The sequence below is a fragment of the Streptomyces sp. NRRL B-1347 genome (assembly GCF_000720325.1).
Lineage (GTDB): Bacteria > Actinomycetota > Actinomycetes > Streptomycetales > Streptomycetaceae > Streptomyces.
On record NZ_JOJM01000030.1, the window covers coordinates 1 to 25,394 of the forward strand.

The 25,394-nt window shown below is 73.1% G+C and carries 20 protein-coding genes; 16 read left to right on the top strand and 4 right to left on the bottom strand.

The window, feature by feature from the left end; translation table 11 throughout:
* Window positions 1-459 precede the first annotated feature (459 nt).
* Window positions 460-1,029 carry a hypothetical protein gene (locus IG74_RS48080; RefSeq protein WP_051855217.1) on the top strand — a complete coding sequence of 190 codons (570 nt, stop codon included), beginning with the start codon at window positions 460-462 and terminating at the stop codon, window positions 1,027-1,029.
* Window positions 1,030-1,148: 119 nt separating this feature from the next.
* Here the strand turns inward: IG74_RS48080 and IG74_RS52185 are convergent, their stop codons facing one another.
* From IG74_RS52185 to IG74_RS0124205, 4 genes are all read right to left on the bottom strand, one after another.
* Window positions 1,149-1,973: a zinc-binding dehydrogenase gene (locus IG74_RS52185; RefSeq protein ID WP_420709935.1), complete on the bottom strand. Its 825-nt coding sequence runs from the start codon at window positions 1,971-1,973 to the stop codon at window positions 1,149-1,151.
* Window positions 1,901-2,623, bottom strand: coding sequence for a hypothetical protein (locus IG74_RS52190; protein ID WP_051855221.1), 723 nt, complete (start codon window positions 2,621-2,623; stop codon window positions 1,901-1,903). Before IG74_RS52190 ends, IG74_RS52185 begins: the two co-directional genes overlap by 73 nt.
* Before the next feature lie 257 nt (window positions 2,624-2,880).
* On the bottom strand, window positions 2,881-3,468 hold the full coding sequence (locus tag IG74_RS0124200; protein WP_030681133.1) for a hypothetical protein: 588 nt from the start codon (window positions 3,466-3,468) through the stop codon (window positions 2,881-2,883).
* 99 nt (window positions 3,469-3,567) lie between these two features.
* Window positions 3,568-4,464 carry a universal stress protein gene (locus tag IG74_RS0124205; RefSeq protein WP_030681136.1) on the bottom strand — a complete coding sequence of 299 codons (897 nt, stop codon included), beginning with the start codon at window positions 4,462-4,464 and terminating at the stop codon, window positions 3,568-3,570.
* A 125-nt stretch (window positions 4,465-4,589) separates the two neighbouring features.
* Between IG74_RS0124205 and IG74_RS0124210 the strand changes: the two genes are divergently transcribed.
* The 15 genes from IG74_RS0124210 (at window position 4,590) to IG74_RS0124280 (ending at window position 25,301) form a co-directional block, all read left to right on the top strand.
* Entirely contained in the window at window positions 4,590-5,096 is a 507-nt protein-coding gene (locus tag IG74_RS0124210; RefSeq protein WP_030681139.1) for a hydrogenase maturation protease, read from the top strand.
* 5 nt (window positions 5,097-5,101) lie between these two features.
* Entirely contained in the window at window positions 5,102-7,483 is a 2,382-nt protein-coding gene (hypF, locus tag IG74_RS0124215; RefSeq protein ID WP_030681142.1) for a carbamoyltransferase HypF, read from the top strand.
* A 5-nt stretch (window positions 7,484-7,488) separates the two neighbouring features.
* Window positions 7,489-7,746 (top strand): HypC/HybG/HupF family hydrogenase formation chaperone, encoded by a 258-nt coding sequence (locus IG74_RS0124220; protein WP_030681144.1) that lies wholly within the window; start codon window positions 7,489-7,491, stop codon window positions 7,744-7,746.
* Between the two features lie 126 nt (window positions 7,747-7,872).
* Window positions 7,873-10,644 (top strand): bifunctional GNAT family N-acetyltransferase/acetate--CoA ligase family protein, encoded by a 2,772-nt coding sequence (locus IG74_RS0124225; protein WP_030681147.1) that lies wholly within the window; start codon window positions 7,873-7,875, stop codon window positions 10,642-10,644.
* A gap of 33 nt (window positions 10,645-10,677) precedes the next feature.
* Window positions 10,678-11,409 carry a CBS domain-containing protein gene (locus tag IG74_RS0124230; RefSeq protein ID WP_030681150.1) on the top strand — a complete coding sequence of 244 codons (732 nt, stop codon included), beginning with the start codon at window positions 10,678-10,680 and terminating at the stop codon, window positions 11,407-11,409.
* Between the two features lie 13 nt (window positions 11,410-11,422).
* Window positions 11,423-11,935 carry a flavodoxin domain-containing protein gene (locus IG74_RS0124235; protein WP_030681152.1) on the top strand — a complete coding sequence of 171 codons (513 nt, stop codon included), beginning with the start codon at window positions 11,423-11,425 and terminating at the stop codon, window positions 11,933-11,935.
* Window positions 11,936-12,097: 162 nt separating this feature from the next.
* On the top strand, window positions 12,098-13,267 hold the full coding sequence (locus IG74_RS0124240; protein ID WP_037825965.1) for a 4Fe-4S dicluster domain-containing protein: 1,170 nt from the start codon (window positions 12,098-12,100) through the stop codon (window positions 13,265-13,267).
* Window positions 13,268-13,272: 5 nt separating this feature from the next.
* Window positions 13,273-14,121 carry an FAD/NAD(P)-binding protein gene (locus IG74_RS0124245; RefSeq protein ID WP_234334441.1) on the top strand — a complete coding sequence of 283 codons (849 nt, stop codon included), beginning with the start codon at window positions 13,273-13,275 and terminating at the stop codon, window positions 14,119-14,121.
* Window position 14,122: 1 nt separating this feature from the next.
* On the top strand, window positions 14,123-14,920 hold the full coding sequence (locus IG74_RS0124250; protein WP_030681160.1) for an oxidoreductase: 798 nt from the start codon (window positions 14,123-14,125) through the stop codon (window positions 14,918-14,920).
* The gene (locus tag IG74_RS0124255; RefSeq protein ID WP_030681162.1) at window positions 14,917-16,266 is read left to right on the top strand and encodes a Ni/Fe hydrogenase subunit alpha; all 1,350 of its coding nucleotides are present in this window, start codon (window positions 14,917-14,919) and stop codon (window positions 16,264-16,266) included. Before IG74_RS0124250 ends, IG74_RS0124255 begins: the two co-directional genes overlap by 4 nt.
* A gap of 55 nt (window positions 16,267-16,321) precedes the next feature.
* The gene (locus IG74_RS0124260; protein WP_030681164.1) at window positions 16,322-16,939 is read left to right on the top strand and encodes a CBS domain-containing protein; all 618 of its coding nucleotides are present in this window, start codon (window positions 16,322-16,324) and stop codon (window positions 16,937-16,939) included.
* Window positions 16,936-18,069, top strand: coding sequence for a hydrogenase formation protein HypD (hypD, locus tag IG74_RS0124265; protein WP_030681167.1), 1,134 nt, complete (start codon window positions 16,936-16,938; stop codon window positions 18,067-18,069). Before IG74_RS0124260 ends, hypD begins: the two co-directional genes overlap by 4 nt.
* Window positions 18,066-19,100, top strand: coding sequence for a hydrogenase expression/formation protein HypE (hypE, locus tag IG74_RS0124270; protein ID WP_030681170.1), 1,035 nt, complete (start codon window positions 18,066-18,068; stop codon window positions 19,098-19,100). Before hypD ends, hypE begins: the two co-directional genes overlap by 4 nt.
* Window positions 19,101-19,841: 741 nt before the next feature.
* Entirely contained in the window at window positions 19,842-20,042 is a 201-nt protein-coding gene (locus IG74_RS0124275) for a DUF5988 family protein (protein WP_030681173.1), read from the top strand.
* Between the two features lie 21 nt (window positions 20,043-20,063).
* On the top strand, window positions 20,064-25,301 hold the full coding sequence (locus tag IG74_RS0124280) for a type I polyketide synthase (protein WP_078868997.1): 5,238 nt from the start codon (window positions 20,064-20,066) through the stop codon (window positions 25,299-25,301).
* The last annotated feature ends 93 nt before the right edge of the window (window positions 25,302-25,394 follow it).

The following is a 25,394-nucleotide window of genomic DNA, read 5'->3' on the forward strand; positions in this document are numbered from 1 at the left end:
CGCATCAACCGCAACCCGCAACTGCCCTGGTCCTTCCTCACCCACACCGGCCTGACCATCCACCCACAACACCCACCGAACTTACGAAAAGATCAGTAGACGTTGTCTCGATTGGCGGAGTGTTGTCTTTGCGGGCCCCCGTGAGGGCTTCATGCCCGAGAACAACCGCGTCCCTCTCGTGGTTGCTTCGGGCGCGTTGGTGTGGGGCGCAGGAGGCGTCGTTGCCACGGCTCGGTGACTGGCCCGGCACAATCGCCGCTGTGGGCTCGCTGGTCTGCTGCCGGTCGCAGTCAGCTGGGGACCGCGCGCCCGGAGCACGCGCCGGAATCGCATCGTCCGTTCGGGTGGGGTGGGCGGCTGGCCGGTGGACGGCGGCTGCCAGGGTCCGGTTCCGTGGGAAATGAGCAGCCCTTCTGCCTGCTCTGCTCTGGAAACCCTCCCTTTGGAAAGGTGAATCGCATGATCCGACGCGTCTCTGCCGCCGCGGTGGTGGCCGCCGTGTGCGGCGCCGTGGTGCTGACGGCGCCCGCGCACTCCGCCGGTACGCCCGCCGCCCGCGGCGCGGCCGTGCTGGCCCCGCCGCAGCTGTGCACCCCGGAGGAGGAGGACAAGGGGGCGACCGACAACGCGGTCGCCAAGCAGTGCCACGTCCTCCGCGCCCGCAGCGCCGCCGACCGCGCCCACGCCTACTCCCAAATCATCACCGGCAACCCTGACGCGCTCTTGGAGGACGTCCAAGCCGCCCAGGCCGCCGACGAGGCCGCCACGGCCGCCGAGGCCGACGCCGTGGCGGCCCCCGACGCCGCCCAGGCCGCCAGCGCCGCGTGGGCCGTGGCCACCGCCGGCGCCAAACTCACCGCCGACCGCTCCGGCTACTATCCCCTCGACATCAGGAACACCGCCGAGGCCGCGAAGGACGCTGCGTCCGACGCCGAGGACGAACAAACGAACGGGCCCGGGCAGGACGCGGCCCTGAACAAGAAGGCCGACCAGGCTGAGGCGGCCGCGCAGGCCGCCCTTGCCGGCTGAGACCAGCAGCTCGTCGCCGCCCCCGTCACCACGCCCCGGTGCTCGGCGTGGTGACGGGGGGTGCTGACCGGCCCGCATCATGTAGGTGCGGCGGAACGGGCCGGGCCGGCCGACTCTCTTCAGCGCCCAGGGCGCACGTACTTGCCGGTGAGATGCCCCTGCCCTATGCGGGCGTGGGCCCGGGCTGCCTGTTCCAGGGGCAGGACCGTGACCGGTGGCGGAGTGACTTTGCCTGCTTCGAGCAGGCGCAACAACCTGCCCAAGTCCTCTCTGTACCAGTCGGGGTGGAGATCGCGGAGCGCCGCGATCCGATAGGTCGTCACCTGCCTGCGCCGCGGAAGCGCGGCGGCCGCGAAGACCGCGGCCCCCACCAGGTAGAAGCCGAGGGTGCGGAGCAGGCTTCGCCGTCCCTGGGAGAGTGCCGAGTGATGCCCGAACAGGATCAGCCGTCCGCCCGGGCGCAACGACCGGAGCGAGTCCCATGCCGTGCGGCCGCCGATGCCGTCGAGGACGACGTCCGCGCCACCACCGGTCTGCGCGCGCACCCGCGCGGGCACGTCCTCACGCGCGTGGTCCAGAGCCGTCGCGCCGAGCTCGGTGACGCGCGCTGCGCCTTCGCCCGCGGCCGTGCCGTACATCTCCAAGCCCTCGCGCAACCCCAGCTGCACCGCGGCGGTGCCGACCGCACCGGCGGCGCCCTGGACCAGGACGCGCTCGCCCTTCGTCGCGTCGGCGGCACGGTACAGAAGCTGATGTGCCGTCACGTAACTGAGGACGAGGCCAACGGCCCGGACGGGGTCGAGACCCGACGGCACGCGCACCAGGCTGCGAGCGGACAGGCAGACGTAGTCGGCATAGGCGCCGTACACCGTCAGAGCCGCCACCTGCTGTCCGGCTGTCCAGTCCGTGACCCCCGGCCCGAGGGCGTCGACCGTGCCGACCAGGTCGTAGCCGGGGGTGAGGGTGGCTTCGGGCCGCCTGGGTAGATGCCCTCCCGTAGCAGTACGTCGGTGAAGTTGACCTCCGCCGCGGCGACGGCCACCCGCACCTCGCCGAACCCGGGCTCCGGAATCGCCTCTTCCACCAGGCGGAACGTGCGTGGTCCGCCGAAACGCGGGACGACGATCCGCCGGTTCGTCGCTTCTCCTGCCCGGGGCGCGGAACGGGAACGAGGCCGCAGTCGCACCATCACCACACCGCCGTGGGCGACTCGGGCCCGGGGACGCTGCTGCCGGTAGGCCATCAGCTCGGCCCGGGCCTCCTGCGGCAGCAGGGAGCTGTCCAGCACCTCGGCGGTCGCGTCGACCGTGCGTCCGCGCAGCCGCAGTCGCACCGGGGCGGCCGGACGCAGGCTGCGCCACCAGTTCTCCCGCCGGGCGTCTTCGACGAGAACCCGGATGTCCTCGCCATCGGCCGAGCGGCAGTAGCGGACGGGGAGAGTGCGCACGCGTGCGGTCTCGGGATCCGTGTAGGTGAGCAGCAGTCGTGTGCGGCTGAGCGGCCAGTGCGCGCTGGAACGCAGTACGGTGCGGGCGGCGGTGCGGGACAGTTCCGTGCACAGAGCACGGAGGGAGCGGAATGTGCTGTCTGCCATGGCTGATGTACTCCCTTCTTCCGGTCACTCTCAGCCTTGCGGGTCCGTCGGTCGCTTTCCGGGGCCAAGGCGCCCCTTGCTGGAGACGGATGGGTACGGACCCGCCGGCCGTGTGCCGTGTCGGTCCGCACGTCGATGCCGCCCCGGGGACTGGCTGCCCGTCGGGGCGGGACACCCGAGCCAGTCAGTCTGCCTGCGCCGAAGGGAGAGGCCATGACGGCTGCGGTTCTCCGGAAGCGCGCTGTGCTCGTTGCCCGTCAGCCAGCCGCGCGGCCCCATTGCGGACCCAGCTGATCCCACTCCTGCCCCCATCGCTCGGTGGCCTGGTGCTCGACGCGCAGTCGCGCCAGGCGCCCGCCCGCGAGGAACGCCAGGCAGGTGACCGAAGCGGTGCCGGCGCCGGTCACCACCACACGCGTGGTGCCGTCCGTGCGGCTGATGGGGGCGGAGACCAGACGGCCGTGCGGGTCTGCCCACAGAGTCAGCTCCGTGCCCTTCTTGGTGCCGGGCCGCACGGATGCGCTCCCTTGGCGGAGCGTGCCGCCGTCATCGGCCCAGCGCACCCGTGCCCGTACGCGGTCGAACTCGGCACCGGTGTTCCCGTCGCGCGCGCCGGCGGGCGCCGTCTCCGACAGGACGGCGTGGACCGACTGCCGCCCGGAGCGCTGCCGCTCGACGGCGTCCTCCATGGCGTGCGCGCCCACGAGGCCGACCGCGGTGCCTCCGCCCAAGCCGGCCAGCCACGCGAACAGGAAGATCCAGGCCTCCACCACATCGCTGCGGCGGCGCAGCGGGTTGCCCCGCCACCGCCAGCCCGGGCTCCTCGCCCCTCGGAACGTCCGCATCGGTCCCACACCACCCCACGGAGACGCTTGGCACGGCCCCTGCCAAGAAGTCGACCTGTAGATCGCGCGACACCCACCGGTTCCCCGGCCTGTCGCTTCTCACTCGTGCGCGACGACGGCAACGGGACAGCTAACCTGGTGAATGGCCATGTGCGTGACGTGGCCGGTATGGCTTCGCAGGCGCCCGTGCCGCATCTCACGCCCCAGGACGAGGAGTCCCGCGTAGCGCGCGGCGCGTGACACCGCGGGAACCGGACGGCCGTACTCCGCCGTTGCGTGAACGGCGACCTGGGGGTACTTGTCCTTCCACGGTTCGAGCACGGACTCAAGGACCCACTCGGCGTCCCGCTGCGTCGGCACGTGCCCCCGTTCGTCGGTGCCGCCGCGCGTGTTCGGCAGCCGCCAGGCGTGCACGACGTGCAGCGGCGCGGCACGGTGGCGAGCAGCCTCGAAGGCGAAGGCCAGCAGCGAGTCGCAGGAGTGGCGCAGGTCGAGGGCGACCACCACCGGACGGTACGGGTTCCCGACCGAGGCTTCGCGATCGCCATTGGGCACGTGCTCGTCCACGGCCTCGAAACCCGCCCGCACGAGCACGACGGGAGTGCGCGCGTGGGCCACCACCGCCATGGCCACGGACCCGGCCAGGAGCCCGCCGAGGCCCCCGAAGCCCTGATTGCCGAGCACCAGCAGTTCCCCCGCGTCTGCCTCGGCCAGCAGCGCCGGCACCGGTGGCCTGTGGATCTGTTCGGCGGTCACCGGCACCTGCGGGTGATCCTCGTCGAGCCGGTCCACGGCGGAGCGCAGGATCCGCCGTGCCCAGTACCGTGGGGCCGCCAACTCGGGCAGGCTCACCGGTTCGTCGTCGCCCGGCAGCCCCTCCCAGGCGTGCACGACGCGTAGGGGAAGACCGCGGCGCAGTGCTTCCCGAGCCGCCCAGTCCGCAGCGGCGACACTCTCACGTGAGCCGTCCAGGCCCACCACGATCGGCCGGAGCATCGACCTCACCTCCCTGTGCCGCAAGCGTCGCGCGGCACGCGTGGTGGGGACACGGGCGCACCGGCCTTCGGAAGGGGCCGTTCGGCCCCTGCTTGCCGCCGGGCGCGGCCGCCGACGCTGGAGACATGAAGGAACGGACACGCATCGCCGTAGTGGGCGTCGGCAACGAGTACCGACATGACGACGGGCTGGGCCCCGCCGTCGTCGCACGGATCCGTGAACGGACCACGGTGCGTCCGCTGCCGCCCGGGACGACGCTGGACACCTGTGACGGCGAGCCCGGGAGGCTCATCACTCTGTGGCAGGGTGCCGACCTCGCAGTGGTCGTGGACGCCGCGCACGCACATCCCGGTACCCCCGGCCGCGTGCACCGCATCGAACTGGACGCCGTACGACTCGCTCAACCCCCCGCCGCCGGATCCCACGGGCTCGGGCTCGGTGAAGCCGTCGAACTCGCCCGTGTGCTGGGCCGGTTGCCCGGCCGCCTCGTCGTGTTCGCGGTCGAAGGCTCCGACACCTCGCTGGGCACCGGCCTGTCACCCGCGGTCGCGGCCGCCATCGGGCCGCTCGCCGAGACCGTCGAGCAAGAGATCGTGCGGCACCGTGACGCCGCAGCCCGGGGCGGACCGTGACCCACGTGACGCGTGGCTTCGTGGTCCGCGGCACCGTGCAGGGCGTGGGCTTCCGGCCGTTCGTGCACCGGCTCGCCGGTGAACTCCGGCTGACCGGCTGGGTCGCGAACGTGGACGGCCACGTCGAGGGGGTGGTCGCGGGACCCGTCGACGCCGTAGCGGAGTTCGGGCGGCGGCTGCGCGCGGACGCGCCGGTGCTCGCGCGCGTACGAGAGGTCGCGTGGACTCCGTCGGACGCCGCCGGAGTGCCGCATCCCGGGGGCAGCGACGACGTGGTGAGGCCGAAGGCCTTCGCGGTCCGCCGCAGCGCCCCCGTGCGGCGCGCTACCCCCGCCCGGCGTGAGATCCCGCCCGACGCGGCGATCTGCGCGGCCTGCCTGCGTGAGCTGTTCGCCCCGGAAGACCGCCGCTACCGGTACCCGTTCGTCAACTGCACCGACTGCGGACCGCGGGCCACCATCATCGAGGACCTGCCCTACGACCGGATCCGGACCGCCATGCGCCGGTTCCCGATGTGTGCCGACTGCGCTGCGGAGTACGCCGATCCCCGTGACCGCCGCTTCCACGCCGAGCCCGTGGCCTGCCCCGCGTGCGGGCCGACGCTCGCCTGGGACGACCTGCGCGGCGAGCGGGCGCTGAAGGCCGCCGTGGGCGTCGTCGCCGACGGCGGGATCGTCGCCGTGAAGGGACTGGGTGGCTACCAGCTGGTGTGCGACGCGATGAATTCAGCCGCGGTGGCCGAGCTGCGGCACCGCAAGCGCAGGCCGGTGAAGCCGTTCGCCGTGATGGTGCGCGACGTGCGGACGGTCGGGCGACTGGCCCGGGTGAACAGTACGGAGCTGGCGCTGCTGACCTCGCCCGCACGGCCCGTGGTGCTGCTGAGGCCCCGGACCGGGCGCGGCGGGGGAGCGCTGCCCGTGGCGGCCGCTGTGCACCCGGCACCGGGCTCCGACGAGGGCTTGCCGGGACCGGGCACACCGGCTGTCACCGGCCGCCTCGGCCTCTTCCTGCCCACCACAGGGCTGCACCACCTCCTGGTGCGCGAGCTGGACCGGCCCCTCGTCGTCACCAGCGGGAACCTCTCCGACGAGCCCATCGCCATCGACGACGCCGAGGCCCGTCACGCCCTGGCCCACGTGGCTGACGGCTTCCTCACCCACGACCGGCCGATCCGCGCCCGCTACGACGACTCCGTGGTCCTCACCGCCGGGCGCCTGCCTCTCACCGTGCGCCGCGCCCGGGGCCTGGCGCCCGCGCCGCTTCCCCTCGCCCCCAGGACGCCAGTTCCGCTCGCGGGCGCCGGAGCGCAGCTCAAGCACACCTTGACGCTGGCCGAGAGCGATCGGGCCCATCTCGGCCCGCACCAAGGCGACTTGGCGTGCTCGGCCACGCACGCGGCCTTCGAGGGCGCGTACGCCGACCTGTGCCGTCTCACTGGCATCACCCCGCGTGCCATCGCGCACGACCCGCACCCCGGCTACCTGTCCACCCAGTGGGCGCTCGCCCAGCCGCTGAGACGCCTGCCCGTACAGCACCATCACGCACATGTGGCGGCGTGCGCGGCCGAACACGGGCTGCGCGGGCCGTTCCTCGGCGTCGCCTACGACGGGCTGGGCCTGGGCGACGACGGGACGCTGTGGGGCGGGGAGGTCCTGGTCGCCGACCTCAAGAGCTACCGGCGCGTGGCGCGGTTCGCCACGGCGCCGCTGCCCGGCGGCGACGCGGCCGTGCGCCACCCCTACCGCATGGCCCTCGGGTACCTCTTCGGGGCCGAGTCGCTCGGTTCGCCGTCCCACGCCGCAGCCGCTCGCGCGTTCCTCGGCCGGGTCGATCCCCGGCAGGCCGAGGTGGTCGGCGCCATGGTCGCGCGCGGCGTCAACTGCCCGCGCGCCTCCAGCGCCGGACGGCTCTTCGACACCGTGGCCAGCCTCCTCGGACTCGTCGACACCAACAGTTACGAAGGCGAGGCGGCTGCCGCACTGGAAGCGGTGGCCGGACGCGAGCGTGCGGTGCCCCTGTGCCACCGCGTCGTGCGCGTCGGGGACCTGTGGGTGTACGACTGCGCGGCGACAATCGGCGACCTGCTGGAGCGCCAGGCGAGCGGCGAGTCCGTCCCACGCCTCGCCGCGGCCTTCCACCAAGCCCTCGCGGCCGCCACCGCCGAACTGGTCGCCAGAGCCGTCGAGCAGGGCGCACCGCGCACGGTGTGCCTGGGCGGCGGCTGCTTCGCCAACGTCCTGCTGCTCACCCACGTACGCAGACGACTGCGCGCCCTGGGCCTGCGGGTGCTGGTCGGACGCGAGGTGCCCGTCGGCGACGGCGGCATCAGCTACGGCCAGGCGGCGGTCGCCGCCGCGCGCCTCGCCCACGAACGCAAGAGGAGGTGAGAGCAGTGTGCCTGGGGATTCCCGGCCGCGTACTCGACCTGTACGACGACGCCGGACTGCGCATGGCGACCGTCGACTTCGGCGGCGTACGGCGCGAGGCGTGCCTGAGCTACACGCCGGACGCGGCCGTCGGCAGCTACGTGATCGTGCACGTCGGCTTCGCGATCACCGAGGTCGACGAGGCGGAGGCGCACCGCACGCTGGAGGTGCTGCGCTCGATGGCCGCCGCGGTCGAGGGCGAACTCGGCGAACCACTGCCCTGAGGGCCGTTCGGCCCGCCCACAGGCGCCGCCCGGCCCCGGCTGGTGCCCGCCCGGCCACTGCGCCGCGGGCCCTCGGCGCCGGACGCTGAAGACGTCCACCGAACGCACAGAATCGCGAGGTCCGTGATGACCGGCAGCACCGCTCCCAGCTCACCCGCACCCCGCACGACAGCCGACGGCGCCGCGCACGCCCTGCTGGCCGACGGCACCACCATCCGCATCCGGTGCGCGCGGCCGGACGACCACGACGCGGTGCTGCGCCTGTACGAGGCGATGTCACCGGAGTACCTGCGATTGAGGTTCTTCGTGGCAAGCCAGCGCTCAGCTGCCCAGGCCGCGGCCCGTGTGCGCAGGCGCGCCGCGCCCGCCGGATCCACGGGGGCTTCCCGTTCCGGCTACCGCGCGCTCCTCGCCGAGTACGAGGATCACCTGATCGGGATCGCCGAGTACGAGAGCACCGGGACGGACACCTCGACAGCGGGCCCCGTCACCGCCGAGATCGCCCTGGTCGTCGCGGACCGATGGCATCACCGAGGTGTGGGCACGCTCCTGCTGGAGCACCTGGTGTCCGCGGCCCGCGCCGACGGGATCACCGCGTTCACCGCGGACGCGCTCGCCGAGAACCACGAAGTCCTGAAGGTCTTCGCGGACCTCGGGCTGAGCACCGCACGCCACTTCGAGGGCAGCGAGGTGCGGTGCGTCGTCCAACTCGACCAGACTGATGCCTATTTGACCTCCGTCGAGGCCCGCGGCCGCACCGCTGACGTGGCGAGCCTGCACCCCCTGCTGCGCCCGGAGTCGGTGGTGGTCGTGGGAGCCGGCAGCAAACCGGGTTCGGTGGGCCGCGCCGTGCTGCGCAACCTGCGCACCGGAAGCTTCCAGGGCCGGGTGTTCGCGGTCAACCCGCGCGCCGCCATGGTTCTCGGTGTTCACGCCTACCCCAGCGTGGGCTCGCTGCCCCTGGTGCCGGACCTCGCCGTCCTCGCCGTGCCGGCGGACCGGGTCCCGGATGTGGCTGAGGAGTGCGGCAAGTTCGGCGTACGGGCCCTGCTCACCATCTCTTCCGGCCTCGACGCCGCCCAGGCGCGGGCGCTGCTGGACATCTGCCGGGGCCACGGCATGCGCCTGGTCGGCCCCAACTGCCTGGGCCTGGCCAACACCGAGGCGGACATCGGCCTGGACGCCACCTTCGCCGCCGCGCACCCCGCCCCCGGTACGGCGGGGGTGGCCGTGCAGTCCGGCGGCGTGGGCATCGCGCTGCTCAGCGGTCTCGCCCGGCTCGGCGTCGGCGTGTCCAGCTTCGTCTCGCTCGGCGACAAGTACGACGTGAGCGGCAACGACCTGCTGCAGTGGTGGGAGTGCGACACGACCACCGACCTGGCGCTGCTGCACCTGGAGTCGTTCGGCAACCCCCGGGCCTTCTCCCGCACGGCGCGGCGCGTGACCCGGAGGATGCCCATCCTGACGGTCGACGCCGGCCGGACCGAGGCGGGGCGCACGGCCGCCGCGTCACACACCGCGGCGGCCGCGACCCGGACCATGACCCGCCGGGCCCTGTTCACCCAGGCGGGGATCACCGCGACCGACTCCGTCTCCGAACTGCTCGAAGCCGCTGCCCTGCTGTATTCCCAGCCGCTGCCGTCGGGAGCACGCGTCGCGGTGGTCACCAACGCGGGCGGCGCCGGTGTCCTGGCCGCCGACGCGTGCGCCGAGGCCGGTCTCAACCTGCCGCCGCTCGACACCTGCCTCATCGACGACGTGCTCGGCGTGCTCCCCGACGGGTCGACCGCCACCAACCCCGTCGACGCCACCGCCGCCGTCAGCGAGGAACAGCTGCGCGCCTGCGTCGACCGCATCGCGGCGAGCGGGTGCGTCGACGCGGTCCTGGTGGCGCTCGTGCCCACCGCGGTCGCCGCGGCGACCGGCGACGTCCTGGTCCGGTCCCTCACGCACGCCCCGGACCGGCGGCGTGACAAGACGGTCGTCGCGGTGCTCATCGACCAGGAGCAGCCGGTACGCCTGCTGCCCGCCACCACCGGCACCGTTCCCGGGTACGCCGAACCGCAGGCGGCCGCCCGCGCCCTGGCCCACGCGGTCGAACGCGGCCGGTGGCTGGCCCGGCCCCCCGGCACCGTGCCCGAGCTTGACGTGGACGCGCCCCGCGCCCGCGCGGCCGTCGAGGCCTACCTCGACCGGCACCCCGAAGGCGGCTGGCTCGGTCCGGCCGAGTGCGCCGAACTCCTGTCCTGCTACGGCATCCCCCAGCTGCCCTGGGCCTGGGCAGAGACCGAGGACGACGCGGTCCTGGCCGCCGAACGGCTCAAAGGCCCGGACGGACTCGTCGTCCTCAAGGCGCACTGGCCGGGCCTGCTGCACAAGGCGGAGCAGCGCGCGCTCCACCTCGACCTGCGGGGTGACACCCAGGTGCGCGCCGCCTACCGGGACCTGGAGACCCGTTTCGGGCACCTCATGACCGGCGTGGTCGTCCAGCCGCTCGCCCCGCGCGGCACCGAACTGTTCGCCGGCGTCGTCCAGGACGAGATCTTCGGCCCGCTGGTCCTCTTCGGCCTCGGCGGGACCGCGACCGAGGTACTCGCCGACCACGCCGCCCGGCTCGCGCCCCTCACCGACCACGACGCGCACGACCTGATCACCGCGCCGCGCTGCGCGCCGCTGCTCTTCGGCCGCGGCGGTGGCGGACCGGTCGACCTCGAAGGCCTGGAGCAACTGCTGCTACGGCTCTCGCGGCTCGCGAGCGACCTGCCGCAGCTTGCCGAGGCCGACCTCAACCCGATCCTGGCCCGGCCCGAACGGATCACCGCCCTTGACGCGCGGATCCGACTCCTGCCGCGCCCTTCCCAAGACCCCTATCTGCGACAACTGCGACAACTCCGCTGAGCCCGAGCGGTGCGCCGAGGAGGCGAACGCAACATGAAGCACAGCAAAGTCGGCTCGGTCATGACGAGCGACGTGGTCACCGCGACGTACGACACCCCGTTCAAGGAAGTGGCCCGGCTCCTGGCCCGCCACCGCATCAGCGGCCTGCCGGTGGTCGACGCCGACGGATCCGTCATCGGCGTGCTCTCCGAGACCGACCTCATGGTGCGCCAGGCGGAGGCGGAGGATCCGTACGCGCCCGCCCGCGCCGTCCGCTGGCACAAGCTGCTGCCGGGCGCGCGCAAGCGCGAGGCCAAGGCCCACGCCCGTACGGCGGGAGAGCTGATGTCGCAGCCGGCCCTCACGGTGTACGCAGACGGCACCATCGCCGAGGCCGCCCGCACCATGGCCAGGCACCGTGTCGAACGGCTCCCGGTCGTCGACGACGAGGAGCGGCTCGTCGGCATCGTCACCCGGCGCGACCTGCTCCAGGTCTTCCTGCGACCCGATGCCGAGATCCGCCGCGAGGTCGTCCAGCAGGTCCTGGTGGACACGCTGTGGCTGGCGCCGCAGACCGTGGACGTGGAGGTCCTCGACGGCGTGGTGACCCTGTGCGGACAGCTGGAGCGGCGCAGCGAGGTACCTGTGGCCGTGCGCATGACCCAGCAGGTCGACGGCGTCGTGGCCGTCGTCGACAAGCTCACCTACCGCTTCGACGACTCCCATCTGCGGCCCAGCGACGAGGCGCTCAAGGGCGTCGCCGACGACTGGCTGCGCAAGCTGTGAGGGAGGTGCGGCCATGCCACACACGGTCCTCATCGCCTACGGCTCGACCTACGGCTCGACCGCTGAACTGGCCCGGACGATCGGCGACGTACTCCGCAAGGCCGGACTGATCACCGAGGTGCGCTCGGCCACCGACGTGCCGGACCTGGGGCCGTACGGCGCGGTGGTGCTCGGCGGTGCGCTGTACGCCGGGCGGTGGCAGCGTGACGCGCGTCGCTTCGCGCGCCGCCACCGAAAGGCCCTGGCCCGGCTGCCGCTGTGGCTCTTCAGCAGCGGCCCGCTGGATTCCTCGGCCGCGGAGCGGGACCTTCCGCCGCCGCCTTCGGTACGGCGTCTGGCACGCCGGCTCGGGGCCCGGGAACACACGACGTTCGGCGGGCGGCTCGACCAGCGGGCCGACGGCCGACTCGCGCGGATGATCGTCAGATCCGGTAAGGGCGGCGACTTCCGCGACTTCGAGGCGGTGTCGGCCTGGGCGGAGCGCGTCGCGCGGGAGCTCAGGTCGGTGACGGCTCCGCAGGGCTGAGCGGTACCCGAGCAGGGCCTGCCCGGGCCCACGAGCAGCGCCCACCGGCCCCCGACCAGGCCCGAACAGCCCCTGCCTCGTTCCGCTCCCCGCCACGACGCTGGTCGCGGAGGGGACGCCCGACGGAAATCCGCACCACATCGCGAACCGAAGGAGGAGGCCATGGCCGCCACCGGAGCCACAGCAGTGATCGGCCGGGACGGCCTGGCCGCCCTGATCACCGTGCTGGTGGCGGAGGGCCGCACCGTCGTGGGGCCCACGGTCCGCGACGGCGCGATCGTCCTCGACCGGTTGGAGTCCGCCGACGACCTTCCCTCCGGCTGGGAGGCCGAACTCGACGCCGGGCGCTACCGGTTGACACCCCGCGAGGACGGCGCGGTGTTCGCGCACTGCGCCGGACCGCAGTCGTGGAAGGCTTTCCTGCACCCGCAGCGCGAACACCAGTGGAGCGCGCGACGCGGGCCCGACGGCACGCCGGTGTTCACCGAAGCGCCCCCTGATGACCCTGCGTACGCATTCCTCGGCGTCCGGCCCTGCGATCTGCGGGCCATCGCGATCCAGGACCGTGTCCTGGCGGGCGGCCACTACCCGGACACCGGCTATCAGCGGCGCCGGAGGGGGGCGCTGCTGATAGCCGTGGAGTGCACCGAGCCCGGCGCGACCTGCTTCTGCGTGTCGACGGGCGGCGGCCCCGCGGCCGACGCGGGCTTCGACCTCGTGCTCACCGAGGTCGTCGACGACGACGGTCACCGCTTCTTCGTCCGGGTGGGAAGCGGACACGGAGAGCGGCTGCTCACCGCGATCCCTCACCGGGAAGCGGACCTGACGACGGAGTCCGTCGCCCGGGGTGCGGTCGACGCGGCCCGCGAGCACATGGGCCGCTCCCTGCCTCCGGTCGACCTGCGGACCCTGATGGGCGCCAGCCTGGAGGCCGAACGCTGGAACGACGTCGCCTCCCGCTGCCTGACCTGCGCCAACTGCACCATGGTGTGCCCCACGTGCTTCTGCACCACCACCGAGGAGGTAACCGACCTCACCGGAGACCACACCGAGCGCTGGCAGCGCTGGGACTCCTGCTTCGACCTCGACTTCTCCCGCCTCCACGGCGGCCCCGTGCGCGCCTCGGCACGCAGCCGCTACCGCCAGTGGCTCACCCACAAGCTCTCCACCTGGCACGACCAGTTCGCCAGCGGCGGCTGTGTCGGCTGCGGACGCTGCATCGCCTGGTGCCCGGCCGGGATCGACCTCACCGAGGAGGCGGCCGCGCTGGCCGCCGAGCGCGATGCGGCCGTCGGTCCGGCGGCTCGGCGCGACGGAAGGACCCAGCAGTGAACACCGTGGTCGCTCAAGCCGCCCCCGCACCCCCGGCAGTGCCCACCGAGCGGCGCCTGCCCGTGCCCTACCGGGTCGTCGCCCGCTGGCGCGAGACACCCGACACGGTCACGCTCCGCCTCGACCCCGTCGACGCGGCGCTCGCGGCCTTCACACCCGGCCAGTTCGCCATGGTGCACTGCTTCGGCCGTGGTGAGATTCCCCTGTCGGTGAGCTCCCTGCCGACCACCGGAGGCCTCGCGCACACCGTGCGCGCGGTGGGCGCCGTCTCCGCCGGACTGTGCGCGACGCGGGTCGGCGACGTCCTCGGGCTGCGCGGCCCGTACGGCACCGGCTGGGAACTAGAGCGGGCGCTGGGCCAGGACGTGGTCGTGGTCACGGGCGGCATCGGCCTCGCTCCGCTGCGCCCCCTGATCCGCGACGCGGCGGCCGAGCCACGCCGCTACGGCCGCCTCAACGTCCTCATCGGCGCCCGCACCCCGGAAGACCTGCTCGCCAAGTACGAGACACGGCGCTGGCCCACCACGTACACGGGCGTCACGGTCGACCGCGCGCGATCCGGCTGGCACGGTGAGGTCGGTCTGGTCACCGGGCTCCTCGACCGTGCCCGCTTCACCCCGGCGCACTGCCGGGCCTTCGTCTGCGGCCCCGAGCCGATGATCCGCGCCACCGCACGCGACCTGACCCACCGGGGAGTCGCCGCCGACCACATCCGCGTGTCCCTGGAACGGAATATGCGGTGCGCCACCGGCACCTGCGGACACTGCCAGCTCGGTCCGCTGCTCCTGTGCAGGGACGGCCCGGTCGTCGACTGGAGCCGGGCCGCACCACTGCTGTCGACACGGGAGCTGTGACATGACCACTCACAGGGCGGCCCGGACCGCCCCCACCCTCGCCGTGTTCAAGCTGGCCTCCTGCGACGGCTGCCAGCTCACGCTCCTGGACTGCGAGGACGAGCTCCTCGGCCTCGCCGGACAGGTGGAGATCGCCCATTTCCTGGAGGCCTCCAGCGCGGTGCGCCCCGGACCGTACGACGTGGCCCTCGTCGAGGGATCGGTCACCACGCCCGCCGACGCCGAGCGGGTCCGGCGGATCCGCGCCGCGTCCCGGCACCTGATCACGATCGGCGCCTGCGCCACGGCCGGCGGCATCCAGGCACTGCGCAACTTCGCCGACGTCGAGGAGTTCCAGCGCGCCGTGTACGCGCGCCCCGACTACCTCGACACCCTGGCCACCTCCACCCCGGTGTCCGCGCACGTGGACGTCGACTTCGAACTGCGCGGCTGCCCCGTCGACCGCGGCCAGCTCCTGGAGGTCCTCACCGCACACCTCGCGGGACGCAAGCCCGACATCCCCCGCCACAGCGTGTGCTTCGCGTGCAAGCGACGCGGCACCGTCTGCGTCACCGTCGCCCACGGCACACCCTGCCTCGGCCCGGTCACCCACGCGGGCTGCGGCGCCATCTGCCCGGCGTACGGGCGCGGCTGCTACGGCTGCTTCGGCCCGTCCGGTTCGGCGAACCTGTCCGCGCTGCTCCCACTGCTGCGCCGCGACGGCCTGGACGCGCGGGCCGTCGACCGCCTCCTGCACACCTTCAACGCACCCGCCTTCGACGACCTCGACGACCTCGACGACGAGGAGGGACGGCCGTGAGTCACCGTGGATCCCGAGTGCTGCACGTCGGCGCGCTCTCCCGCGTCGAGGGCGAGGGCGCGCTGCGGCTGCGCGTGCACGACGGCGAAGTCGTCGAGGCGCTGCTCAACATCTACGAACCGCCCCGCTTCTTCGAGGCGCTGCTGCGCGGCCGCGCCCACACCGAGCCGCCCGACATCACCGCCCGTGTCTGCGGAATCTGCCCCGTGGCCTACCAGATGAGCGCCTGCGCGGCCCTCGAGGACGCCTGCGGCGTCGACGTCCCGCCCGAGATCCGCGCGCTGCGCCGCCTGCTGTACTGCGCGGAGTGGATCGAGAGCCAGACCCTGCACATCTACCTGCTGCACGCCCCCGATTTCCTCGGCTGCGACGGCGCGCTCGACCTGGCCCGCACCCGGCGCGCCGACGTCGAGCGCGGCCTGCGCCTGAAGCAGACCGGCAACGCCCTCCTCGAACTGCTCGGCGGACGCGCCATCCACCCGGTCAACGTCCGCCTCGGCGGCTTCCACCGCGCGCCCACGCGCGGAGAGCTACGGCCGCTGGCCGAGCGGTTGCGGCGCTCCCTGGACGACGCCTGGGAGACCGTGCGCTGGGTGGCGGGCTTCGACTTCCCCGACGCCGAGGTCGACGCCGACTTTCTGGCGCTCGCGGCCCCGGGAACGTACGCCATCGAGTCCGGGACGCCGACCGTGCTGCGCACCGACGGCACCTTCACCACCTTCCCCCTGTACGACTTCCCGCTGCGCGTCCGCGAGGAGCAGGTGCCGCACTCCACCGCCCTGCACGCACAGCTCGACGGCCGCCGTCACCTCACGGGCTCCCTGGCCCGGTTCGCGATCAGCGGCCGATGGCTCTCCCGCGCCGGCGTGGAAGCGGCCCGGGAGGCCGGACTCGGCGACCCCTACGACGGTGCCGTCTGCCGCAACCCCTACCGCTCCATCCTCATCCGGGCCGTAGAAGTGGTGTACGCGGTCGACGAGGCGCTGCGGATCATCGACACGTACGAGCCGCCGTCCCGCCCCCACATCGAGGTCCCACCCGCCGCCCGCACCGGACACGGCGCGACCGAGGCACCGCGCGGACTGCTCTACCACCGGTACGCCCTCGACGCCGACGGCACCGTCACCGACGCCCTGCTCGTGCCGCCGACCGCCCAGAACCAGGGCGCGATCGAGGACGACCTGCGGCGTGCCGCGTCCCGGGCCCTCACCGCGCGGGACTTGACCGACGCGGAGCTGACGGACGTGTGCGAACGGACGATCCGCAACCACGACCCGTGCATCTCGTGTGCCACCCACTTCCTCGACCTGACCGTCGTACGTACCACTGGAGGTCCCCGTGCCTGACGCACCGCGCACCGAACCACCGCCCACGAGCTCCCCGTACCGCGTGAGCGACGTGATGACCCACACGACCATCGCCATCGGCCGGGACGCCCCGTTCAAGGAGATCGTCGAACTCATCGAGCAGTGGCACGTCAGTGCCCTGCCGGTCCTCGCGGGCGAAGGCCGTGTCATCGGCGTCGTGTCCGAGGCGGACCTGCTGCCCAAGGAGGAGCTCCGCGACGCCGATCCCACTCGCTACGACGTCCTGCGCCGGCTGTCCGACATGGCCAAGGCCGGTGCGGTCACCGCGGGCGAGCTGATGTCGAGCCCCGCCGTCACCGTCCACGCCGACGCCAGCCTCGCCGAGGCCGCCCGGATCATGGCACGGCGCCGAGTGAAGCGACTGCCCGTCGTCGACGGCTCGGGCCTGCTCCAGGGCGTGGTGAGCCGCAGCGATCTGCTCAAGGTGTTCCTGCGCGAGGACGCGGAGATCGCCGCGGAGATCCGCAGCAACGTGCTCGAGCCGCTGCCCGCCGCGGCCAAAGTCGAGGTCCGCGTGCATCAGGGCGTCGTCACGCTCGCCGGCGCCCTGTGCGACACGGCGCTGGTCCCCGTCCTCGCCCGGGCCGCCCGCGCGGTCGAGGGCGTCGTCGACATCCGCCTCGACCTGTCCCGCTCCGTGAGCGAGCCGTGAAGTACCTGGACGAGTACCGCGACCCGGCGCTGGCACGCCGCCTCCTGGACGAGCTGCGCCGCGTCGCCACCAGCCCCTGGCGGATCATGGAGGTGTGCGGCGGCCAGACCCACACCCTGGTCCGCCAGGGCATCGACGAACTGCTCCCCGCGGGCATCCGGATGATCCACGGCCCCGGCTGCCCGGTCTGCGTCACCCCCCTGGAGACCCTCGACCGGGCGATGGCCCTCGCCGCACGCCCCGACGTGATCCTCACCAGCTTCGGCGACATGCTGCGCGTGCCCGGCACGGCGACGGACCTGCTGTCGCTGCGGGCACGCGGCGCGGACGTACGAGTCGTGTACACGCCCACGGACGCGGTCCGCACCGCGGCCGCGCACCCGGACCGCCACGTCGTCTTCCTGGCCGTGGGCTTCGAGACCACCGCGCCCGCCAACGCCATGGCGGTCCTGCATGCCGAGCGCCTCGGCCTGGACAACTTCTCGCTGCTGGTCAGCCACGTCCTCGTACCGCCCGCGATGGCCACGCTCCTCGCCTCCGACGAGTGCGAGGTCCAGGCGTTCCTGGCCGCCGGACACGTGTGTGCCGTCATGGGCTGGCACGCCTACGAACCGATCGCCGCCACCCACCGCGTGCCGATCGTCGTCACCGGCTTCGAACCCCTCGACCTCATCGAGGGCATCCTGATGGCCGTGCGCCAACTGGAGTCAGGCCGCCACGAGGTGGAGAACCAGTACGCGCGCGCCGTACGCCGCACCGGCAACACCGCGGCGCAGGACGTGCTGCGCCGCGTCTTCCGCGTCACCGACCGCGCCTGGCGCGGCATCGGCACGCTGCCCGCCAGCGGCCTCGAACTGGCACCGCGCTACGCCCACTTCGACGCCGCCTGCCGCTTCGACCTCGCGGACCTGCGCTCCGCCGAAGACCCCGAGTGCGTCGCGGGTGCTGTCCTGACCGGCTCTCTGCTGCCCACGCAGTGCCCGGCGTACGGGGTGCGGTGTACGCCGCGTACGCCGCTGGGGGCACCGATGGTGTCGGCAGAGGGAACGTGTGCGGCGTTCCACGCGGCGGGCCGCACGGCCGCGGTCGCACCAGGTGCGGCCGCAACGAGCGGAGGGAGTCCGCCATGACCCTTGACTGCCCAGTTCCGCACGGGGAGTCCGAGCGCCTGCTGCTCGGTCACGGCGCGGGCGGAAGACTCACCGCCGAGCTCCTCAACGCGCTCGTGCTTCCCTTGGTGGCGGACTACACCGGCGGCCCATTGGAAGACGCGGCGTCCGTCCCCGCTCAGCCTCACCTCATGATGTCCACCGACGCGTTCGTGGTCAGCCCGCTCACCTTCCCCGGTGGCGACATCGGCTCTCTCGCCGTGCACGGCACCGTCAATGACCTGGCGATGCGCGGAGCGCTGCCGCTCGCGCTGAGCTGCGCGGTGATCGCGGAAGAGGGCCTGCCCCTCGACGAGCTGCGGGCCGCTCTGACCTCCTTGGGAAAGGCGGCCCGCGCGGTGCCAGTGCCCGTCGTCACGGGCGACACCAAGGTGGTGGGCCGGGGCGCCGCGGACAAGCTGTTCCTCATCACCACCGGTATCGGCAACCGCATCCCGGGACTCACCCCGTCCGTGGCCCGCGCCCGTCCCGGCGACGCCATCCTGCTGTCCGGGCCCATCGGCCTGCACGGTACGGCGGTGCTCTCCACCCGCGAGGGCCTCGGCTTCGCGTCCGACATCGCGTCCGACAGCCGCCCCCTGCACCATCTCGTCGAAGCTCTTGGCCGCTACGGTCCGGCGGTGCACACCCTGCGCGATCCGACCCGTGGCGGACTCGCGGCCGCCCTCAATGAGATCGCCCGGGATTCCGCGGCATCGATCGAGATCGATGAGAGCGCCCTACCGATCCCTGAACCGGTCGCCGCGGCTTGTGACCTGCTCGGCCTCGACCCTCTGACGGTCGCCAACGAGGGTTGCCTGGTGGCTTTCGTCGCGCCCAGCACCGCGGACGACGCACTGTCCGCGCTGCGTGACCGGCCGGAGGGAGCGTCAGCGACCCTGATCGGCAGGGTGACGGACGGGCCGCCCGGCCGCGTCACCCTGCGCACGCTCGTCGGCGCCCGCCGGGTGGTCGACATGCCGTTGGGGGAGCAGCTGCCACGTATCTGCTGAGCGGCTGGAGCGGCGTCAGGGGTGCCTCGCGGTGACTCCCGTGGTCTTCGAGATCACTTTGTTTCGATCACCGCTGCCCGGTGCAGAGCGTGGACGACATCGCTGTGGGGCGATGACGTTTTTCCGGGTGCACCTCGAACGCGGGTGCAATGCCTTCGTCGTGCAACGAGTACTCTCCGCTGCCTTCGTCAGTAGCCACGGCTAGGAGAGATGTTGACGCATGCGGAGTGGTGCGCGCCGGGGGCGCACGCGGGTGGGGCCCGTGTCGGGAGCGTCATGCACACGGTGTTCGGGGACGCCCCGGAGTCACCTCGGGCGGGGGAGGGCGCACCCTCTTTTCCGGGCGAGGAGGCGTACGGCCATCAGGTTCCGGTTGTCACGCCGCATGGCGTGTGCGGTGGCTGGGGCACAGCACGCGGAGACGCCTGCGGCCTGCGGTGGAGCTCCCGCTTCCGTCGTGCTCCTCATCCCTGCCTCGATGCGCTCCGGGGCGGTTCCGCATGTTCCGGAAGGGCGGGGCGCCCGGTCGACCGGATGACCATGTGGTCGGTGCACGGCGTGCACGGCGTGCACGGGGTGTGGGAAGCCGTCCCGACGTGCGTAGGCGGTCGGCTCGGGTGTGCGTGGGGGCACGGGTGCGTGGGGCGTGCTCGCGTATGCCATCCGCACACCCTTATACGGAGGGGCGAGGTCGGAGTTCTCTGCTGCGGTGCCTGACGCGCAGCCAAGGAGGTACTCCCCGTGATCACCATCGTGACCGATGGCGGCCCCGAGGACATGGGACGGGTCCGCCGGATCGATGAGGAAGAGGTTCCCGAGCGCTGGGTCGTGGCCTACTACGGCCGGCACCAGCACTTCGAGCGGACGAGCGCGACCGAACTCGTCGAGGGTCTGCGGGTTCCCGTCTTCCGGTTCACCTACAGCACCGCCATCGCCGAATAGCGGCAAGGGAGTTGAGTCAGCATGTCTGCATCCAACGAGGTCCCGATCGCGGTGGTGGGGATAGGCTGCCGTCTCCCCGGCGGCGTGAACACACCGGATGAACTGTGGCAGTTGGCTGCCGACGGCCGCTCGACCGCCGGTCCGGTGCCCGCCGACCGGTGGGATGCCGAGACCCTCGCGTCCCTGCAGGACCCGGAGCTGCGTGAGCGGACTGCGGCCGGCTGCTTCCTGGAGGGGGACGTGTGGTCCTGGGAGCCGGAGGCACTGTCGGTGGCCCCGGCCGAGCGGGAGTGGGTGGACCCGCAGTCCCGGGTGATGATGGAGGTTGCCTGGGAGGCCGTGGAGCACGCCGGCATTCCGGTCGACCGGATCCGGGGCTCGCGGACCGGGGTGTATGTGGGGACGTACGCACCGGACAATCTGTTCCGGGAAGCACGCCCGGTTCAGGACGCACCCAACAGCCCGTACTTGTTCGGGAACTACACGGCGGGCACGGCGGGCCGGGTGGCCTTCTCGATGGATCTGCGCGGCCCGGTCATGGTGGTCTCCACGCACTGCTCCTCCAGCATGGTGGCCCTGGACACCGCGTGCGGAGCGCTCACACTCGGCGAGTGCGACATGGCTCTCGCGGGTGGGGTGCTGCTGATGGTGGCGCCGCAGACGCACTACTTCGAGGCGCCGTTGCTCCTGTCGCGACGCGGGGCCTGCCACGCCTTCGACGCGCGCGCGGACGGGTACGTGCGGGGCGAAGGCGCCGGTGCCGTGCTGCTCAAGCGGCTCGCTGACGCGCGCCGCGGCGGCGACCGGATCCTCGCCGTGATCCGCGGCAGCGCGGTCAACAACGACGGCCAGGCGACGAGGATGACCGCTCCGTCCGGTGAGATGCAGCGTCGGCTCTTCGCGGCCGCCGTGGAATCGGCGGGCGTAGACCCGGGGGAGGTGGGGCTGGTGGAGGCGCACGGGCCGGGCACCCCGGTGGGTGATCCGATCGAGTACTCGTCCCTCCACGCGGTCTACGGACGCGGCGGCCGGGGGCGCTGTGCGCTCGGGTCGCTGAAGACGAACATCGGGCACACCGAGCCGGTTTCCGGTGTCGCCGGGGTCATCAAGGCGGTGGAGAGCCTGCGGCGCGGAGTGGTCCCGCCGAACCGGAACTTCACCGACTGGAATCCGGGCATCGACCGGGCCGAGAAGTCCCGGCTGTTCGTGCCGACCGAGCTGACCCCCTGGCCGGTGCCGGGCAAGGGACGCCTCGCGGCCGTGTGCAGCTACGGGGTGAGCGGCACCAACGGGCACATCGTGCTGGAGGCCGCGCCCGCCGCGCGCCGCCGGCCCGCGCGCCGGGGGAAGCGGCCTGTCGTCGGGAAGCGTCTGTTCCTGTTGTCCGGGACCTCGGAAGGCTCGTTGGCGGGGGCGGCCGGACGGCTGGCCGACTTCTGCGAGAGGACCCCGGCCGATGCGCGCGATGTCGTCCATACTCTCGCGCTGCGCCGTCGCCATGCCGAGCACCGGCTCGGCATCGTCGCCGACGGACTCGGGCAGCTCGTCGGCCGGGCGCGGGAGTTCGCCGCGGGCGGCGCGCCCGAGGGTGCCGTCAGCGGTGTCCCGGTGCTGCCTCCCGACCATCCTGGTCCGGTCTTCGTCTTCACCGGGCAGGGCTCCCAGTACGCGGGCATGGGCCAGGGTCTGCTCGCTGACGAGCCGGTGTTCGCCGCCGCCGTCGACGCCCTCGAACCACTGATCGGGGCCGAGTCCGGCTTCTCTCTGCGGGAGGCGATCGAGCGCCCCGAACTGCTGGTGGGTGTCGACCGCATCCAGCCGACGCTGTTCGGCGTGCAGGTGGCGTTGGCCGAGCTGTGGCGCTCCTGGGGGGTGCGGCCGGCCGCGGTGATCGGGCAGTCCCTGGGTGAGGTGGCCGCGGCCGTGGTCGCCGGGGTGCTCAGCCGTGCGGACGGGGTGAAGGTGATCTGTCGCCGGGCCACTCTGCTCGCCCGAATCGCGCACGGCGCCATGGCCTCCGTGATGCTGAGTGCCGCCGAGACCCAGGACGCCATCGACGCGCTCGGCGCGGTGGGCGTCGCGCTCGGCGTGCTGACTGCCCCGCGCACCACGGTGATCTCCGGTGACGCGCAGCAGGTGCGTGACCTGGTGGCGTACTGGAACGAGAACGGTGTTGTGGCCCGCATGGTCGATGTGGATGTGGCCTCGCACTCCCCGCAGGTCGACCCGGTCGTCGACGAGCTGTACGCCGCCTTGGCCGAGCTGCCCGACAACCGGCCGGGCGCCATCACCTTCTACTCCACCGTCAGCGACGACCCGCGCGATCCGGGCCCGCTGAACGCCTCGTACTGGGTGCACAACCAGCGTGACACCGTGCACTTCCAGCGTGCCGTGACCGCCGCCCTGGCCGACGGGTACCGACTGTTCATCGAGTGCACCGCCCACCCGCTGGCCGCCCGGCCCGTCACCGAGACCGCCGCCGAGCAGGGCGTCCAGGACGTGGTCGCGATCGGCTCGCTGCGCCGCGGCAGCGACGACACCGAGGCGTTCTTGACGCAGCTGGCCACCGCCCACTGCGCGGGCTTCGACGGCATCGACTTCGCCACCCACTACGGCGACGGGCGGCTCGCCGACGTGCCGACCACCTTCTGGAACCGCACCCGGTACGGCGGCGCCACCGAGCCCTACACCCTCATCGCACCGACCCTGCCCGCCGCCCGCCAGCATCCGCTGCTCGGCGGCCATGTCGCCGACCCCGACCGGGCGGGCCGCCACCTGTGGCAGACCCCGATCTCCGCGGCCCGGCTGCCCTGGCTCGCCGACCACCGGGTGGCCGGTGTGCCGGTGCTGCCCGGCACCGGTTTCGCGGAGATGCTGCTCGCCGCGGGCGCCGAGGTCTTCGCCACCGACCGGGTCGCGATCGAGGACGTGACGATCGAGGCGCCGCTCGTCCTGGAACCGGAGCCGCAGGTGTTCACCCGGCTCGTGGAGGAGGACGGCGTGGTGCGCGGGCAGGTACTCACCCGCACCGCCGAGGGCCAGGTCGTGCACGCCCGCGCCACCATCCGCCCGCTCACCGACCACGAGCAGCGCCCGGACGCACCGGTGGACGGCCCCACCGCGGAGTGGACCGAGTCCGCCCCGGTCGACCTGCACCGCCACTTCCGCGAGCGCCACAACGTCTTCCACGGCCCGGCCTTCGCCGCCGTCGACCGCATCCGCCTCGACCCGGGACGCACCCGCGCCGTCTCAGCCCTGCGCATCGCGGACACCGCCCGCGTCTCGGCACACACCCTGCGGCTGCATCCGGTACTGGCCGACGAGTTCGTGCAGACGGCGGTGGCGGCCTGGCTCGGCCACTGCGCGACGAGCCCGGGACCGGTCGTGGTGGCGGGCTTCGGCACGCTCCGCGTATACGGGCCGACCGGCCACGCCCGGCACGCGGACGTGACCTTGCACGAGGCCGACGACCTGACCTGCACCGCGTCGGGCACGCTCAGCACGGCCGACGGCACGGTCGTCGCCGAGATCACCGCACTGCGGCTTTCCAACATCACCCCGCCCGAACAGCGCTACGCCGACCGCCTGGCCCATCTCGCCTGGCAGCCGGTCCCGGCCGGCGAAGCCCCCGAGTCCACCGCCCAGCAGTGGCTCGTCGTCGCACCCGAGGGCACCCGCTGGGGCGAGCGCCTGGCCGCCAAGCTCGGCAAGCGGTCGGCGGGAAGCCATCTGCTCCTGCACCCGTCAGGCACCCCGCTCGACCCAGGGCAGCTGGAGCGGGCGCTGGCCGCCGACACCCGCCCGGCCGCGACCCATCTGCTGCTGGTCCTCAACGGCCCGGACACCGAGGGCACGCCCGACCGTGCCCGCGCCGCCGTGCACCGCACCCTCACGGTGCTGCAGACCCTGGCCGCCCGCGCCGCACCGCCGCGCCTGTGGGTGCTGTGGCGCGGCGATCACCCTCTGGCCGCCGCGGGCGTGCGCGGACTGCTGAGGGTCGCCGCCTTCGAACACCCCGAACTGCGGGCCGGAAGCCTGGAGGTGGCGGGCGACACCCCGCTCGGCAACGTCCTGGGAGATCTGCTCGACGACACCCTGCCGGTCACCGAGGTCGCCTGGCGGCACGGGGTAAGGGCTGTGGCCCGGGTGCGCACGGGCCCCGGGGCGACTTCTCACCCCATCAAATCCCCCTACAGTGAAGCCAGTTACCTGGTCACCGGCGGCTTCGGCGGCCTCGGCCTGCTCACCGCGCGGCGCCTGGCCGAACACGGCGCACGCACCCTGGTCCTGGTCGGCCGCACACCACCCGGCCCGGACGCCGAGCACACCCTCGAAGCGCTGCGCACCACGCTCGGCACGCACATCGAGCCGGTCCTCGGCGACATCGCCGAGCCAGGTACCGTCCACCGAGCCCTGAAGGCCGCCGACGGGAGGCTGCGCGGCATCGTGCACGCCGCCGGCGTCGTCGAGGACGCCACCGTGGCGCACATCGGGGACGAGCTGCTCGAGCGGGTCTGGCGCGGCAAGGCCGAGGGTGCCTGGCAGCTCCACCAGGCCACCCTGGAAGCCGAGTTGGACTTCTTCGTCGTCTACTCCTCGGTGGCCTCGCTGCTCGGCTCGCCCGGCCAGGGCGCGTACGCCGCCGCCAACGCCTATCTGGACGCGCTGGTCGCCCACCGGCTCGCCGACGGCTTGCCCGCCACCGGCATCCACTGGGGTGCCTGGTCCGGGGCCGGACGCGGACAGCACCTCGCCGAACGCGGCTTCGTCATGATCAACCCGGCCGACGGCCTCGACGCCTTCGACCGCATCCTCGCCGAGGGCCACCATCAGATCGCCTACTCGCCCGTCGACGCGGCCGCCTGGACCGCCCCCTACCCCGCTCTGCGCGAAGCGGCGCTCTACACAGAACTCCTCACCGGTGTCCAGGTGAGCGCCGAGGCCGACGGATCCCCAGTCCTCGACGACCTCCACCAGGCTGCCCCGGGCGCCGAACGCCACCGCGTCCTCACCGAGTTCATCGTCGCCCAGGTCCGCGACCTGCTCGGCGGGACGACCCGCCACATCGGCGCCCACACCAGCCTCGTCGTCCTCGGCCTGGACTCCCTGGGCGCGGTCCAGCTCCAGCAGCGGCTCGCCAAGGCGCTGCGCCACGAGATCGCTCCGGGCACCATCTGGGTCAAGCCGAGCCCGGGGGCGCTGGCCGAGGCGCTCCTGCAGTCCATGGGGTTCACGTCGGAGCAGGAAGCGAGCCGCTGACGGACCGCTACAGCCGCCTGCGCCTCCTCCCAACGAAGGCGACCGCAACCGTTTCGACGGCGTGATGCGGGCCGGTCGACGGCATGACGCGGA

Bases quoted from the DNA above. Each gene is read 5' to 3' on its own strand.
- IG74_RS48080 (WP_051855217.1), top strand. From the start codon at position 460: ATGATCCGACGCGTCTCTGCCGCCGCGGTGGTGGCCGCCGTGTGCGGC.
- IG74_RS52190 (WP_051855221.1), bottom strand. From the start codon at position 2,623: ATGGCAGACAGCACATTCCGCTCCCTCCGTGCTCTGTGCACGGAACTG.
- IG74_RS0124200 (WP_030681133.1), bottom strand. From the start codon at position 3,468: ATGCGGACGTTCCGAGGGGCGAGGAGCCCGGGCTGGCGGTGGCGGGGC.
- IG74_RS0124205 (WP_030681136.1), bottom strand. From the start codon at position 4,464: ATGCTCCGGCCGATCGTGGTGGGCCTGGACGGCTCACGTGAGAGTGTC.
- IG74_RS0124210 (WP_030681139.1), top strand. From the start codon at position 4,590: ATGAAGGAACGGACACGCATCGCCGTAGTGGGCGTCGGCAACGAGTAC.
- IG74_RS0124225 (WP_030681147.1), top strand. From the start codon at position 7,873: ATGACCGGCAGCACCGCTCCCAGCTCACCCGCACCCCGCACGACAGCC.
- IG74_RS0124230 (WP_030681150.1), top strand. From the start codon at position 10,678: ATGAAGCACAGCAAAGTCGGCTCGGTCATGACGAGCGACGTGGTCACC.
- IG74_RS0124235 (WP_030681152.1), top strand. From the start codon at position 11,423: ATGCCACACACGGTCCTCATCGCCTACGGCTCGACCTACGGCTCGACC.
- IG74_RS0124240 (WP_037825965.1), top strand. From the start codon at position 12,098: ATGGCCGCCACCGGAGCCACAGCAGTGATCGGCCGGGACGGCCTGGCC.
- IG74_RS0124250 (WP_030681160.1), top strand. From the start codon at position 14,123: ATGACCACTCACAGGGCGGCCCGGACCGCCCCCACCCTCGCCGTGTTC.
- IG74_RS0124260 (WP_030681164.1), top strand. From the start codon at position 16,322: ATGACCCACACGACCATCGCCATCGGCCGGGACGCCCCGTTCAAGGAG.
- hypE (WP_030681170.1), top strand. From the start codon at position 18,066: ATGACCCTTGACTGCCCAGTTCCGCACGGGGAGTCCGAGCGCCTGCTG.
- IG74_RS0124280 (WP_078868997.1), top strand. From the start codon at position 20,064: ATGTCTGCATCCAACGAGGTCCCGATCGCGGTGGTGGGGATAGGCTGC.